At 35.3% G+C, this 14,355-nt stretch carries 13 protein-coding genes and 1 riboswitch; all 13 genes read left to right on the top strand.

Annotation, left to right across the window (positions count from 1 at the left end; translation table 11 throughout):
- The 13 genes from ACFFVB_RS10105 (at nucleotide 1) to ACFFVB_RS10165 (ending at nucleotide 14,351) form a co-directional block, all read left to right on the top strand.
- Nucleotides 1-1,167 carry a trans-sulfuration enzyme family protein gene (locus ACFFVB_RS10105; protein WP_382382603.1) on the top strand — a complete coding sequence of 389 codons (1,167 nt, stop codon included), beginning with the start codon at nucleotides 1-3 and terminating at the stop codon, nucleotides 1,165-1,167.
- A 25-nt stretch (nucleotides 1,168-1,192) separates the two neighbouring features.
- On the top strand, nucleotides 1,193-1,600 hold the full coding sequence (locus ACFFVB_RS10110; RefSeq protein WP_382382604.1) for an RrF2 family transcriptional regulator: 408 nt from the start codon (nucleotides 1,193-1,195) through the stop codon (nucleotides 1,598-1,600).
- Nucleotides 1,601-1,709: 109 nt separating this feature from the next.
- The gene (locus ACFFVB_RS10115) at nucleotides 1,710-2,336 is read left to right on the top strand and encodes a phosphoadenosine phosphosulfate reductase domain-containing protein (RefSeq protein WP_382382605.1); all 627 of its coding nucleotides are present in this window, start codon (nucleotides 1,710-1,712) and stop codon (nucleotides 2,334-2,336) included.
- A gap of 14 nt (nucleotides 2,337-2,350) precedes the next feature.
- On the top strand, nucleotides 2,351-4,459 hold the full coding sequence (locus ACFFVB_RS10120; protein ID WP_382382606.1) for a ferredoxin-like domain-containing protein: 2,109 nt from the start codon (nucleotides 2,351-2,353) through the stop codon (nucleotides 4,457-4,459).
- On the top strand, nucleotides 4,446-5,225 hold the full coding sequence (cobA, locus tag ACFFVB_RS10125) for a uroporphyrinogen-III C-methyltransferase (protein WP_382382608.1): 780 nt from the start codon (nucleotides 4,446-4,448) through the stop codon (nucleotides 5,223-5,225). The genes ACFFVB_RS10120 and cobA overlap by 14 nt, the downstream gene beginning before the upstream one ends.
- A gap of 41 nt (nucleotides 5,226-5,266) precedes the next feature.
- Nucleotides 5,267-6,316, top strand: a complete 1,050-nt coding sequence (locus tag ACFFVB_RS10130; protein ID WP_382382609.1) for an NAD(P)/FAD-dependent oxidoreductase — start codon at nucleotides 5,267-5,269, stop codon at nucleotides 6,314-6,316.
- A gap of 92 nt (nucleotides 6,317-6,408) precedes the next feature.
- The gene (gene epsC / locus ACFFVB_RS10135) at nucleotides 6,409-7,176 is read left to right on the top strand and encodes a serine O-acetyltransferase EpsC (RefSeq protein ID WP_382382611.1); all 768 of its coding nucleotides are present in this window, start codon (nucleotides 6,409-6,411) and stop codon (nucleotides 7,174-7,176) included.
- Nucleotides 7,169-8,062, top strand: coding sequence for a cysteine synthase CysM (gene cysM / locus ACFFVB_RS10140; RefSeq protein ID WP_382382613.1), 894 nt, complete (start codon nucleotides 7,169-7,171; stop codon nucleotides 8,060-8,062). Before epsC ends, cysM begins: the two co-directional genes overlap by 8 nt.
- A gap of 77 nt (nucleotides 8,063-8,139) precedes the next feature.
- Nucleotides 8,140-8,256, top strand: a riboswitch (SAM riboswitch).
- Between the two features lie 50 nt (nucleotides 8,257-8,306).
- Entirely contained in the window at nucleotides 8,307-9,308 is a 1,002-nt protein-coding gene (locus tag ACFFVB_RS10145; protein ID WP_382382614.1) for a homocysteine S-methyltransferase family protein, read from the top strand.
- Between the two features lie 25 nt (nucleotides 9,309-9,333).
- The gene (gene metH, locus ACFFVB_RS10150; RefSeq protein ID WP_382382616.1) at nucleotides 9,334-12,015 is read left to right on the top strand and encodes a methionine synthase; all 2,682 of its coding nucleotides are present in this window, start codon (nucleotides 9,334-9,336) and stop codon (nucleotides 12,013-12,015) included.
- A 12-nt stretch (nucleotides 12,016-12,027) separates the two neighbouring features.
- Nucleotides 12,028-12,270: a hypothetical protein gene (locus tag ACFFVB_RS10155; protein ID WP_382382618.1), complete on the top strand. Its 243-nt coding sequence runs from the start codon at nucleotides 12,028-12,030 to the stop codon at nucleotides 12,268-12,270.
- The gene (metF, locus tag ACFFVB_RS10160) at nucleotides 12,270-13,226 is read left to right on the top strand and encodes a methylenetetrahydrofolate reductase [NAD(P)H] (protein WP_382382619.1); all 957 of its coding nucleotides are present in this window, start codon (nucleotides 12,270-12,272) and stop codon (nucleotides 13,224-13,226) included. The genes ACFFVB_RS10155 and metF overlap by 1 nt, the downstream gene beginning before the upstream one ends.
- A gap of 33 nt (nucleotides 13,227-13,259) precedes the next feature.
- Nucleotides 13,260-14,351 (top strand): acyloxyacyl hydrolase, encoded by a 1,092-nt coding sequence (locus tag ACFFVB_RS10165; RefSeq protein ID WP_382382620.1) that lies wholly within the window; start codon nucleotides 13,260-13,262, stop codon nucleotides 14,349-14,351.
- Nucleotides 14,352-14,355: the final 4 nt, after the last annotated feature.

The raw sequence follows: 14,355 nt of genomic DNA on the forward strand, positions 1-14,355 counted from the left end.
ATGAAAGATAATCATTTCGAAACAGAAGCTATTAGAACACAAACAGAACGTTCTCAGTTCTTGGAACATTCAACACCATTATATTTAAGTTCAAGTTTTGTTTTTGAAGATGCCGAAGATATGCGTGCATCCTTTACAGAAGAAAAAGAACGTAATATTTACAGTCGTTTTACAAATCCGAATACATCAGAGTTTATTGATAAAGTATGTAAAATGGAAGGTGCCGAAAGCGGTTACGCTTTTGCAACGGGTATGTCTGCTGTGTTTTCAACATTTGCAGGGCTTTTAAGTAGTGGTGATCATATCGTGTCTGCAAGTTCTGTTTTTGGATCTACACATGCGTTGTTTACTAAATTTCTTCCGAAGTGGAATATTGAAACATCTTACTTTAATATTAATGATGTTGATGCTATTGAAAGCTTAATTCAGCCAAACACAAAAATTTTATATGCAGAGAGTCCAACGAATCCTGCTGTAGATATTATAGATTTAGAAATATTAGGAAAGATTGCTAAAAAGCATAACATCTTATTGGTGATCGATAATTGTTTCGCTACACCATATTTACAAAACCCAATTAAATTTGGAGCAGATATTGTAATTCATTCAGCAACAAAATTAATGGATGGTCAAGGTCGTGTTTTAGGAGGAGTTGCTGTTGGTCGCGCCGATTTAATTCGAGAGATCTATTTGTTCTCTAGAAATACAGGTCCGGCATTGTCTCCGTTTAATGCTTGGGTATTATCTAAAAGTTTAGAAACTTTAGCAGTTCGTGTCGATAAACATTGTGAAAATGCTTTAAAAGTTGCTGAATTTTTAGAAGGACATGAAAATGTGTCTTTAGTAAAATACCCGTTTTTAAAATCACATCCACAATACGAGATTGCTAAAAAGCAAATGAAGCTTGGTGGTAATATTATCGCGTTCGAGGTTAAAGGCGGTGTTGAAGGCGGTCGTGCGTTTTTAAATAAAATAAAATTATTATCGCTATCTGCTAATTTAGGGGATACCAGAACTATTGTTACACATCCAGCGTCTACAACGCATAGTAAGTTAAGTACAGAAGATAGATTGGAAACTGGAATTACAGACGGATTGGTGAGAATTTCTGTTGGTTTAGAGCATACAGAGGATATTATTAGTGATTTAAATCAGGCTTTAAATTAATTTTTAAAAACAGTATATTTGCCTCATGCTTTCAAAGAAAACCAAATACGGCTTAAAAGCCCTCCTATTTTTAGCGCGTCAAGAAAAAAATACGCCAGTACAGATTAGTATGATTTCTAAGAGTGAGAATATTTCACAAAAATTCTTAGAAAGTATACTGTTAACGTTACGAAAAATAGGAGTTTTGGGGTCTAAGAAAGGAAAAAACGGAGGATACTATCTGTTAAAAGATCCTCAAGACATTAAGATGTCTTTAGTTATGAGAACTCTTGAAGGTCCTATCGCTATGGTGCCTTGCGTGAGTCTTAATTTCTATGAAAAATGTGACGATTGCCCGGATGAAACCCTTTGTGGGGTTCATACCTTAATGGCAGAAGTGCGCGATAAAACACTTGATATCTTCAATAATAAGTCGTTAGCCGATTTAGTTTAACATTATTTTTTAAAAATTAGTTTGCATATGTTGGGAACAACATTTACATTTGTCAAATAACCTACTAACCCGATAGGGGAATAGAGGTAATGAAGAAAAAGATGATATTATGTTGGACAGTACTATAGATATAGCGTATTGGAATAAAGAATTAAAAGATAAAACCCCGCAAGAAATTGTTAAATGGGCTTTAGCTTTAACTGAAAATAAGATAGTAACAACAAGCTTTGGAGTATATTCTGCTGTGTTGTTAAGTACCATTTCAAAACAAGATAACAATATAAAAGTGATTTGGTGTGATACCTTATTTAACACGCCAGAAACTTACGAACACGCTAGTTCATTAATAAATACATTCAATTTAAATGTTGAAAAATATGAGCCTTTGTTGAGTAAATTGGCAGTAGAAACAACAATAGGAATCCCGGACGTAACCAGCCCAAAACATGCCGAATTTACAGAAGTTGTAAAGCTAGAGCCTTTTCGAAGAGCTCTAGCCGAACAAGAGCCAGAACTTTGGTTTACAAATATTCGTGTTAGACAAACAGAGTACAGAAAGTCTAAAGATATTTTAAGTTGGAGTAAAGATGGCGTTTTAAAAGTTAGCCCATTTTATTATTGGTCCGACGAAGATTTAGATGCATATATCGCAGAACAAGACCTTCCAAAGAATCAATTTTATTTTGACCCAACCAAAGCCTTACAGAATAGAGAGTGTGGAATCCACTTTCAATAAACTAAAAGACAATCATGCAAAGTTTTAGATCAGAAATAGAAAACCCAGTTGTAGAGAAGGATATAATCGAATTAGAGAAAAAAATTCGATTATTCAATGAAGGAAGTCTAACAGATGAGAGTTTTAGAAGTTTACGTTTAGCGCGTGGTATTTACGGTCAGCGTCAACCAGGCGTGCAAATGATTCGTATTAAATTGCCATATGGTAAAGTAACATCGAATCAATTGTTAAGAATCTCTGATGTTTCAGATCGTTTTTCTACAGGAAGATTGCATATAACTACGCGTCAGGATATCCAAATTCACTACGTAAGTATTGATGATACTCCAGAATTATGGTCGCAATTAGAACAAGACGATATTACGTTGCGTGAAGCCTGTGGTAACACTGTAAGAAATGTAACAGCTAGTGAAACTGCTGGGATTGATGTAGACGAACCTTTTGATGTAACACCATACGCACATGCTGTGTTTCAGTTCTGTTTACGTAATCCGATTTGTCAAGAAATGGGACGTAAATTTAAAATGTCGTTTTCATCATCAGATGCCGATACTGCGTTAAGTTATATTCACGATTTAGGATTTATTCCAAAGATTAAAGATGGTGAACGTGGATTTAAAGTTATGCTAGGAGGAGGTTTAGGATCTCAGCCAAGAAGTGCAGATTTAATTTACGAATTCTTACCGACATACAAAGTCATTCCTTTAATAGAAAGTGTATTGCGTATTTTCGATCGTCATGGTGAACGTGCTAGACGTATGAAAGCACGTATGAAATTCTTAATAAAAGAATACGGTGTAGAGAAATTTATCGAATTAGTTGAAGCTGAACAAAAAGCGTTATCTAATCAAGAAGTACATATTGAAGCAAATGATGAAGCTGTTAAAATTGCTGATATTGCTGTGCCTCAAGTAACAATTGAAGACGAGGATGCATACAACAGTTGGAGAGCTTTAAATGTTATCCCTCAGAAACAAGATGGATTATTTGCAATCGGACTTAAAATTAAATTAGGTGATTTCTATACGGATAAAGCTAGAAAATTAGCTGCTTTAATAAAAGATTATGCAGCAGATGAATTACGTTTTTCATTAAGACAAAACATTTTAATTCGTCACGTAAAAGCAGAATTATTACCGTTTTTCTACCAAGAATTAAAAGCATTAGATTTTGTAAGTACAGGATACAATGCGACTACAGATATTACAGCTTGCCCAGGTACAGATACATGTAATTTAGGTATTGCAAGTAGTACTGGGATGGCAGATGAATTAGAGAAAGTATTATATTCAGAATATCCGCAATACATCAATAATCAAGATATCGCTATTAAAATTAGTGGTTGTATGAATGCTTGTGGACAACATAATATGGCACACATTGGTTTTCAAGGGATGTCTATTCGTACCAAAGAAAAACTAGTTGCTCCTGCAGTTCAAGTTTTATTAGGTGGAGGTGTTTTAGGAAATGGAGAAGGACGTTTTTCAGATAAAGTAATCAAATTACCATCTAAAAGAGGACCGCAAGCTTTACGTTTAATTTTAGACGATTTTGAAGCACATGGTAATCCTGATGAATCGTTTTTAGAATATTACGATCGTCGCGACGGACAGAAATATTTTTATAATTTCTTAGTGACATTATCAGATACCGAAAACTTACAACCAAGCGATTTTATCGACTGGGGAACAAGTGAAGAATATAAGCAGGAAGTTGGTGTCGGAGAATGTGCTGGGGTTATTATCGATTTAGTTGCTACATTATTGTTAGAAGCTAAAGAGAAATTAGAAAAATCTGAAGCCGTTTTCGAATCTACAGATCAATGGGCAGATGCTATTTATTTAGCGTATACAGCAAATGTAAATGCAGCTAAAGCCTTATTGCTTTCGGAAGATGTTAAAACCAATTCTCAAGCAAATATTATTAGCTTATTCGACAATACTTTTATAGAAACCAATAAAATTACATTAGATACTAAAAGTAGTTTTTCAGATTTCGTTTACGAGATTAACAAAAACGAACCAAGTAAAGAATTTGCAACCACATATATTAACCAAACCAAAGCTTTTTTTAACACCATCGACGTTTTTAGATCACGCGAATTAGTCCATGCAAACAACTAACAACATACCAAAATTAACGGTAGTAGGTGCCGGTCCAGGAGATCCAGATTTAATATCGATTAAAGCGGTAAAAGCAATTGAATCTGCAGATGTAATCTTGTACGACGCACTTATAAATGTTGACTTACTAAAATATGCTTCAGCCACTAAGGAAGTTATTTTTGTTGGGAAACGTAAAGGGTGTTACGCATATCAACAAGAACAAATTAATGAGCTTATTGTACAACGTGCAAAAAGTTTTGGGCATGTGGTTCGTTTAAAAGGCGGAGATCCATTTGTTTTTGGAAGAGGTGCAGAAGAAATCGAATATGCAAAATCAAAAAACCTTAAAGTAGACGTAATTCCAGGGATGTCGTCTGCCCTAGCAGTACCAACAAACCAAGGAATTCCTTTAACAAAGCGCGGGGTTTCCGAAAGCTTTTGGGTAATTACAGGAACAACTAAAAAGCACGAAATTTCTAGTGATATCGCTTTGGCAGCAAAATCGTCTGCTACGGTTGTTATTTTAATGGGAATGAGTAAGCTCGCGGAAATTGTAGCATTGTTTTCAAACGAAAATAAACAAGATCTCCCAATAGCTATTATTCAAAACGGAACCTATGCCAACGAAAACATCGGAATTGGGACTATAAGCTCAATTCAAGAGGTTGTTGTTCAACAGGGATTAAGTTCTCCTGCTATAATTGTTATTGGCGAAGTGGTTCGTGAACGTGCTAGTTTAGATAGAGTTAAAGCCGAATTGCACGAGTTAAAATCGGTATTTTAGAAAAATTAAAAAAATCATATTTTCAGTAAAAAATATTTAAAATGATACAAACAGATATATTAATAATAGGAGCAGGACCAACAGGATTATTCACTGTGTTTGAAGCAGGATTATTAAAGTTAAAATGTCATTTAATTGATGCTTTACCACAAGCTGGTGGGCAATGTTCAGAACTTTATCCTAAAAAACCGATATACGATATTCCTGGATTTCCAGAAATTTTAGCCGGAGATTTAACAGGGAATTTATTAGAACAAGGAAAACAGTTCGAACCTGGATTTACTTTGGGTGAACGTGCTGAAACTATTGAAAAACAAGAAGACGGATCGTTTATTGTTACAACAAATAAAGGCACACAACATCAAGCTCCGATTGTAGCTATTGCTGGTGGTTTAGGCTCTTTCGAACCTAGAAAACCACTGATTGAAAATATTGAAAACTACGAAGATCACGGTGTAGATTACTTTATCAAAGATCCTGAAAAGTATAGAAATAAACGCGTTGTGATTTCTGGAGGAGGAGATTCAGCATTAGACTGGAGTATCTTTTTAGCAGATATCGCTTCAGAAGTGACACTTATTCACCGAAGAAATGAATTCCGTGGGGCTTTAGATTCAGTAGAAAAAGTTCAAGAATTAAAACTTCTTGGAAAGATTAATCTAGTAACACCTTCAGAAGTTGTTGGCGTTGTTGGAGAAAATCATATCGAAGGCGTAACGGTTAAAAAAGGTGAAGAGGAATTTCAAATAGATACAGATTTCTTTATTCCGTTATTTGGATTATCTCCAAAATTAGGACCAATTGGTGGTTGGGGATTAGATATCGAAAAGAATGCGATTAAAGTAAACACTGTAGATTATCAGACTAATATTCCTGGAATTTTCGCTATTGGAGATGTAAATACTTACGAAGGGAAATTAAAATTAATCCTTTGTGGTTTTCATGAAGCAACTTTAATGTGTCAATCGGCTTATAAAATCATTAATCCTGGTAAAAAGTATGTGCTTAAATACACAACGGTAAGTGGTATTGATGGATTTGATGGAACTCGTAAAGAAGCGCCAAAAGCCGTTGTTCAAGCTATTGTCTAAATTCTGATTTTAAAATTAGTCATTTTGTAAAATAGACTGTAAATTAGTTGAATTAATTCCGACTATTATTTATAATAATAAGGCGTTTTTTTATGATAGAAGATACAAAATTGCAAAATAAACTAGTTTCAAAAATATATAACGTAAGGCTAAAAGACTCCATTGCAACATTTACAAAAAACTTGTTTTATGTAATGTTCGACGATGAGCCAGTAACAGAATTACAGCATTTAGAAAATTTGTTCATAGAAATGAGCAAAAAACTAGAGATTGATAATGCTTTTCAAGTTTGGGAAACGTTCAAATATAATTTACCAAGTATTAGACGCCGTTTAGATTTAGACGCGATTGCGATCGAACAACACGATCCTGCAGCCAAAAGTTTAGAAGAAGTGTACTTGGCTTATCCTGGTTTTTATGCGATTGCTATTTATCGATTAAGTCACGAGTTATCCAACCTTAATGTGCCTGTTATTCCAAGAATGATGAGCGAATATGCTCACGGCATTACGGGTACAGATATTCATCCAGGTGCAGAAATTGGAGATTCATTTTTTATAGATCACGCGACAGGAATTGTAATTGGAGAAACTTCGGTTATTAAAAATAACGTGAAGATTTATCAAGGAGTAACCTTGGGAGGTGTTCAAGTTAAAAAGAGCTTGTCTGCTACAAAACGTCATCCAACGATAGAAGATAATGTTATTATTTATGCCAACGCAACCATTTTAGGAGGCGATGTCGTTATAGGAGCAGATACTATTATTGGAGCGAATGTTTGCGTTACGGTTTCAGTGCCTCAAGGTTCAATTTTAACGTATCAAAAAGAATTTAACATTAGATCGCGTAAGCATGATTAAAACGGAAAGTATTTTAGATTATATAGGAAATACACCTTTAGTCGAGGCTACGCATTTACATAATAATCCTAATGTTAAGTTATTACTGAAATTAGAAGGTAATAACCCAGGTGGAAGCGTAAAAGATAGAGCCGCTTTTAATATGATTAACGAAGCTTTAAAACGTGGTGATATTAAAAAGGGAGATACTTTAGTTGAAGCTACTAGTGGAAATACCGGAATTGCATTAGCATTTATAGCACCTTTATTAGGTGTTAATATGGTGCTTGTAATGCCTGAAAATTCTACTGAAGAACGTATTAAATCTATGCGTGCTTATGGAGCAGAATTAATATTAACCTCTAAGGATGTTGGTATTGAAGGTGCTCGTGATTTAGCTATAGAATTGCGTGATAAAAAAGGTTATTTTATGCTTAATCAGTTTTCAAATCCTGATAATTGGAAAGCACACTATAAAACGACTGGACCGGAAATTTGGGATGCAACGCAGGGCGAAATAACCCATTTTGTATCTGCAATGGGTACAACAGGAACTATTATGGGGATGTCTACCTTTTTAAAGGAGAAAAATAAGAATATTACCATAGTGGGAGCTCAGCCTAAAGACGGTGCTAAAATACCTGGTATTCGTAAATGGCCAGAAGCGTATTTGCCAGAGATTTTCGATAAAACTAAAGTCGACCAAGTGGTTGAGGTTAGTGAAGAAGATGCTAAAACCATGACTCAAAGATTAGCCAAAGAAGAAGGCGTTTTTGCGGGTATGAGTAGTGGTGGTTCTGTTGCAAGCGCCTTAAAAATTATAGAAACTTTAGATTCTGGAGTTGTAGTCGCTATAATTTGCGATCGTGGAGATCGTTATTTATCGTCTACTTTGTTCGAGAATTAGCATAATATTTGCTGCAAAAATGCGGATAATAAAGATATATTACTTTTATTTGTAGCTTAGTTCATAAACATAATAATTCGTTATCACGAAAGGCAGAGGGGATAGACCCGGTGAAGCCTTAGCAACCCTTTACCACACTAAAGAAGGTGCTACATTCTACTCAATGAAACCATTTTCAAAGGGGCAGATAACCCAAGAGAAAACCCTTTCTTTCCTGATGACATACTGATATAAAACATCAAAAATGTCAAATATTTATCAAGCCATACAAGAACGTATTTTAGTGCTAGATGGTGCTATGGGTACTATGTTGCAACGTTATAATTTTTCTGAAGAAGATTTTAGAGGTGAACGCTTCAAAGATTACCCGTCTTCTTTAAAAGGAAATAACGATTTATTGTCGTTAACCCAACCAAAAGCTATTGCAGATATTCATCGTAAATATTTCGAAGCTGGAGCAGATATTGTTGAAACCAATACCTTTTCTGGGACTACAATCGCTATGGCAGATTACGACATGGAAGATTTAGTTTACGAACTTAATTTCGAATCGGCTAGAATTGCAAAACAAGTAGCTGAAGAAATGACGAAAGAGAATCCTGATAAACCAAGATTCGTTGCTGGGAGTATAGGTCCAACAAACCGTACAGCGAGTTTATCTCCAGATGTAGATCGTCCGGAATATCGTGCAGTAACTTTCGAAGAGTTGCGAAAAGCCTATCACCAACAAACCGAAGCTTTGTTAGATGGTGGAGTAGATATGCTTTTGGTTGAAACCATTTTCGATACATTAAATGCAAAAGCAGCTTTATTTGCGATAGATCAAGTACAAGAAGAACGCGGAATTAAAATTCCGATCATGGTTTCTGGAACGATTACAGATGCTTCAGGACGAACATTATCTGGTCAAACTGTAGAAGCGTTTTTGTTATCTATTTCTCATATTCCATTATTAAGTGTTGGATTTAATTGCGCTTTAGGAGCCGACCAATTACAGCCTTATCTACAACGTTTATCTAACGAAACAGATTTTTATACATCTGCGCATCCTAATGCAGGACTGCCAAATGCCTTTGGTGAATACGACCAATCTGCTGAGCAAATGCAAGAACTTATAGAGAGTTATTTAAAAGCAAATATTATTAATATTATTGGTGGTTGTTGTGGTACTACGCCGGAGCATATTAAATTAATTGCAGATGTAGCTACAAAGTATAAACCTAGACAGGCCGTTTTAAACGCTTAGTTGAGAATTGAAAAGAAAAAACAGCATGTCAAAAAGTAACAAACCTAAATATTTAAGCCTTTCTGGATTAGAGCCATTAATCGTGACTCCAGAAAGTAATTTTATAAATGTAGGAGAACGAACCAATGTTACCGGTTCTAGAAAATTCTTACGATTAATTAAAGAAGAGAAGTTCGATGAAGCTTTAGATGTTGCCCGCGATCAAGTTGAAGGTGGTGCGCAAATCATCGATGTGAACATGGACGAAGGCATGTTAGATGGCGCAGAAGCCATGGTGAAATTCTTGAATTTAATTGCATCAGAACCAGATATTGCCCGTGTGCCTATCATGATCGATAGTTCTAAATGGGACATTATTGAAGCTGGTCTTCAAGTGGTTCAAGGGAAATCGATAGTAAATTCTATCAGTTTAAAAGAAGGAGAAGAAGCGTTTATTCATCATGCTAAATTGGTGAAACGTTATGGTGCAGCCATGGTTGTTATGGCGTTCGATGAAGATGGACAAGCCGATACGTATCAGCGTAGAATCGATATCTGTAAGCGTTCTTACGATATTTTGGTCGATAAAGTCAAGTTTCCACCACAAGATATTATTTTCGATCCGAACATTTTTCCAGTGGCAACAGGAATGGATGAACATCGCTTAAATGCGTTAGATTTCTTCAATGCGACCAAATGGATTCGTGAGAATTTACCATACGCCAATGTTTCTGGAGGTGTGAGTAATGTCTCGTTTTCTTTTAGAGGAAACACTGTGGTTCGTGAAGCGATAAATTCAGCATTCTTATATCATGCGATTAAACACGGATTGAATATCGGAATTGTAAATCCGACGATGTTGGAGATTTACGACGAAATTCCGAAAGATTTATTAAAACACGTTGAAGATGTATTATTTAACCGAGGTGATGATGCAACAGAACGTTTATTAGATTTTGCTGAAACCGTAAAAGGAGATAAAAAAGTAGATGAAGCCAAAGTTTTAGAATGGCGTAGTCACGAATTACAAGATAGAATTACGCATGCTTTAGTAAAAGGTATCGATGCTTTTATTATTGAAGATGTAGAGCAGGCACGACAAGAATCGGCTAAACCTATTCATGTTATCGAAGGTCATTTAATGATTGGGATGAATGTTGTTGGAGATTTATTCGGGAGCGGAAAAATGTTTTTACCTCAAGTAGTGAAGTCGGCACGTGTCATGAAAAAAGCCGTAGCCTATTTACAGCCTTATATTGAAGCAGAAAAAGACGGAAAACAAGAATTCGCTGGTAAGATTTTAATGGCGACTGTAAAAGGAGATGTTCACGATATTGGTAAAAATATTGTAAGCGTTGTACTAGGGTGTAATAATTACGAGATTGTAGATCTTGGCGTTATGGTGCCGCCAGAAAAAATTATAGAAAGAGCAAAAGCTGAAAATGTAGATGCTATTGGGTTAAGCGGATTAATAACACCGTCTCTAGACGAAATGGTGTATCTGTCTAAAGAAATGGAGCGTCAGAAGTTTACAATTCCGTTACTTATTGGAGGAGCAACAACGTCTCGAGCTCACTCTGCAGTAAAAATTGCACCAAATTATACAAATGCTGTTGTGCATGTAAACGATGCGTCGAGAGCGGTTACTGTTGTTGGTAACTTGTTGGGGGAAAATAATAAAGTATATAAAGAACAGATTCGTGAGGAGTACGAAAAATTCCGTGAACAGTTTTTAAAACGCGGAAAAAAGAAAAACTTCGTTACGATTGAAGATGCGAGAAAGCGCAAATTTAAAATCGATTGGAATACATCTGAAATTGTAAAACCAAATCAGTTAGGAATTCAAGTGATTCAAGATTTAGACCTTAAAAAGTTAGAGGAATTTATCGATTGGAGTCCATTTTTTAGAAGTTGGGATTTACATGGAAGATATCCAGATATTTTAACCGATGAGGTTGTAGGAGAACAGGCGACAGAATTGTTTGCCGATGCAAAAGAGTTATTAAAACGTGTGTTCGATGAGAAATTGTTGGGAGCAAAAGCCATTTACGGATTGTTTCCTGCAAACACGATTAATGATGATGATATTGAGATTTACGGGGAAGATGGAAAACCAAAAGTTACATTTTTGACTTTACGTCAGCAATTAGATAAACGTGCGGGTGTTCCTAATTTTGCCTTATCAGATTTTATTGCACCTAAAGATTCTGGAATTCAGGATTACATGGGATGTTTTTGTGTTAGTACAGGTTTCGGAACCGCAGAATTGGCAAAAGAATTCGAAGCGAATCACGACGATTATAATTCGATTATGATAAAAGCCATAGCCGATCGTTTAGCAGAAGCTTTTGCAGAATACCTTCATAAGGATGTGAGAATTAATACTTGGGGTTACGATTCTGATGAAACACTTTCAAACGAAGATTTAATAAAAGAAACCTATAAAGGAGTTCGTCCTGCTCCAGGATATCCTGCTTGTCCAGATCACTTAGAGAAGAAAACCATTTGGAAACTTTTAAAAGTGAAGGAAGAGATTGGAGTAGAAATTACAGATAGTTTAGCGATGTGGCCAGCGGCAAGTGTTAGCGGCTATTACTTTGCTAATAAAGAAGCGAAATATTTTGGTTTAGGTAAAATCACGAACGATCAGTTGGTAGATTATGCTAAGCGTCGTGGAATTAGTAACGAAGAAGCAGAGAAGTGGTTAAGTCCAAATCTTGCCGATTAAATTTATATAATTATGAGTAAGAAATTCATAGAATTACATTTGGGAGGCCATATTATTGTTCATGGTTTCGATGCTGATAATAAAGAAATTACAGAACGCGTAGAGGCTGAAGATTTCACTAAGAAAACAGTTGCGATTTCGCGTATTAAATCGGTTAGTGAAAATTTTATATTAACAGATTACATGGATGGTCGACTTATTTATTGGGAATATAAGGAAGACTACGAAACGATTAAAAAGGCATTGACTAAATAATGAAAGTTACAGATCACATAAAACAAGCCAACGGAAAAACATTATTCTCTTTTGAAGTTATTCCGCCTCAAAAAGGTAAAAATATTCAAGATTTATATAATAATATAGATCCGCTAATGGAGTTTAAACCACCATTTATTGATGTTACAACATCTCGAGAAGAGTATGTTTACGTCGATAAAGGTAACGGACTTTTAGATAAGCGTATCACGCGTATGCGTCCTGGAACAGTTGGAATTTGTGCGTCTATTATGCACAAATATAAGGTAGATGCTATTCCGCATTTACTTTGCGGTGGATTTACAAAAGAAGAAACCGAGTATGTTTTGGTCGATTGTCATTATTTAGGATTAGATAATGTGGTGGCTTTACGTGGAGATGCGCGTAAAGACGAGTCTTATTTTAAGGCTACTCTAGGTGGAAATCATTTTGCGAGCGAATTGGTAGAACAAATTTCTAACTTAAATCAAGGAAAATACCTTCACGACGATATTAAAGTAGAACATAATTACGATTTCTGTATTGGTGTGGCTGGATATCCAGAAAAGCACATGGAAGCGCCGTCTTTAAATACGGACTTAAAGCGTTTAAAAGCTAAGGTTGATGCTGGTGCCGATTATGTGGTGACACAAATGTTTTTCGACAATCAGAAATATTTCAATTTTGTAGAAAAAGCGAGAGCAATAGGAATTACTATTCCTATTATTCCAGGAATCAAACCATTGGCAGTACAGCGTCATTTACAGATTTTACCTCAAGTCTTTAAAATCGATTTACCAGAAGATTTAATCGATGCTGTAGAAGGATGTAAAGACAACAAAGCTGTAAGGCAAGTAGGAATTGAGTTTGCTATTCAACAATCTAAAGAGCTAAAAGCCGCAGGAGTTCCATTTTTGCATTACTATTCTATGGGGAAAAGCGATAATATAAAAGCCATTGCTTCTGCATTGTTTTAATAATTCGGTTACTTTTTACCCTTATATAGTTTTATGAAGCAACTGCTACTTTTATTGTGTTTTGCGATTTCATCTTTAGTGTTTTCTCAGGAGACAACAAATTCATCTTACGTAGATGTCAATTATTTTAGGGGCAATATTGCGCTCCATAATAATAGTATTTTACATCTCATTCAAGGGCATCCAGAAGGTGTCATTGTGGGTTGGAATAAAAAGACATTTGGAAATGAGGCTTGGGAAGAAAGTTATAATTATCCAGATTATGGTGTGTCTTTCTCGTATCAGAATTTAAAAAATGAAACCTTAGGCGATAACTATGCATTATACGCACATTATAATTTCTATTTTTTAAAACGGAATTTAATGTTGCGTATTGGTCAGGGATTGGCTTATAATACCAATCCATACGACAAATACGATAATTATAAGAATACAGCTTTCGGTTCTACGATTTTAAGTGGTACATATTTAATGTTGAACTACAAGCGTGAACGTGTTTTCGACCGTTTTGGGATTCAAGCAGGCCTATCACTTCTTCATTATTCTAATGCTAATTTTGTGGCGCCCAATGCGAGTATAAATACAGTGGCATTTAATGTTGGTGTTACTTATAGTTTGGAAGACGAAGATCCTGAGTTTATTCATTCTGAAGTTAAAGAAAAATTCACACAGCCTATAAAATATAATTTTGCTTTCCGTAGCGGTGTTAATGAGAGTGATATTATCGGGATGGGACAATCTGCTTTTTATGTGATTTCTGCTTATGCCGATAAGCGTTTATCTAAAAAGAGTGCGGTGCAATTTGGAACAGACGTGTTCTTTTCAAATTTTTTAAAAGATTTAATAGAATACAACTCGGTTGCGTTTCCTGAGCGTAATATAGATCCAGATACCGATTATAAACGTGTAGGTTTATTTGTGGGGCACGAGCTATTTATTAATAAAATGTCTGTAGAAACACAAGTGGGATACTATGTGTATTATCCGTTCGATTTTGAAGGACAAACGTATTTAAGGGTTGGATTAAAGCGTTATTTTGGAGAAAAATGGTTCGGAGCTGTTACCTTGAAAACGCATGGAGCAAAAGCAGAATGTGTAGAGTTTGGAGTAGGAATACGATTGTAAAAAG

The organism is Formosa undariae, assembly GCF_042427615.1.
GTDB classification, from domain to species: Bacteria; Bacteroidota; Bacteroidia; order Flavobacteriales; family Flavobacteriaceae; genus Formosa; species Formosa undariae.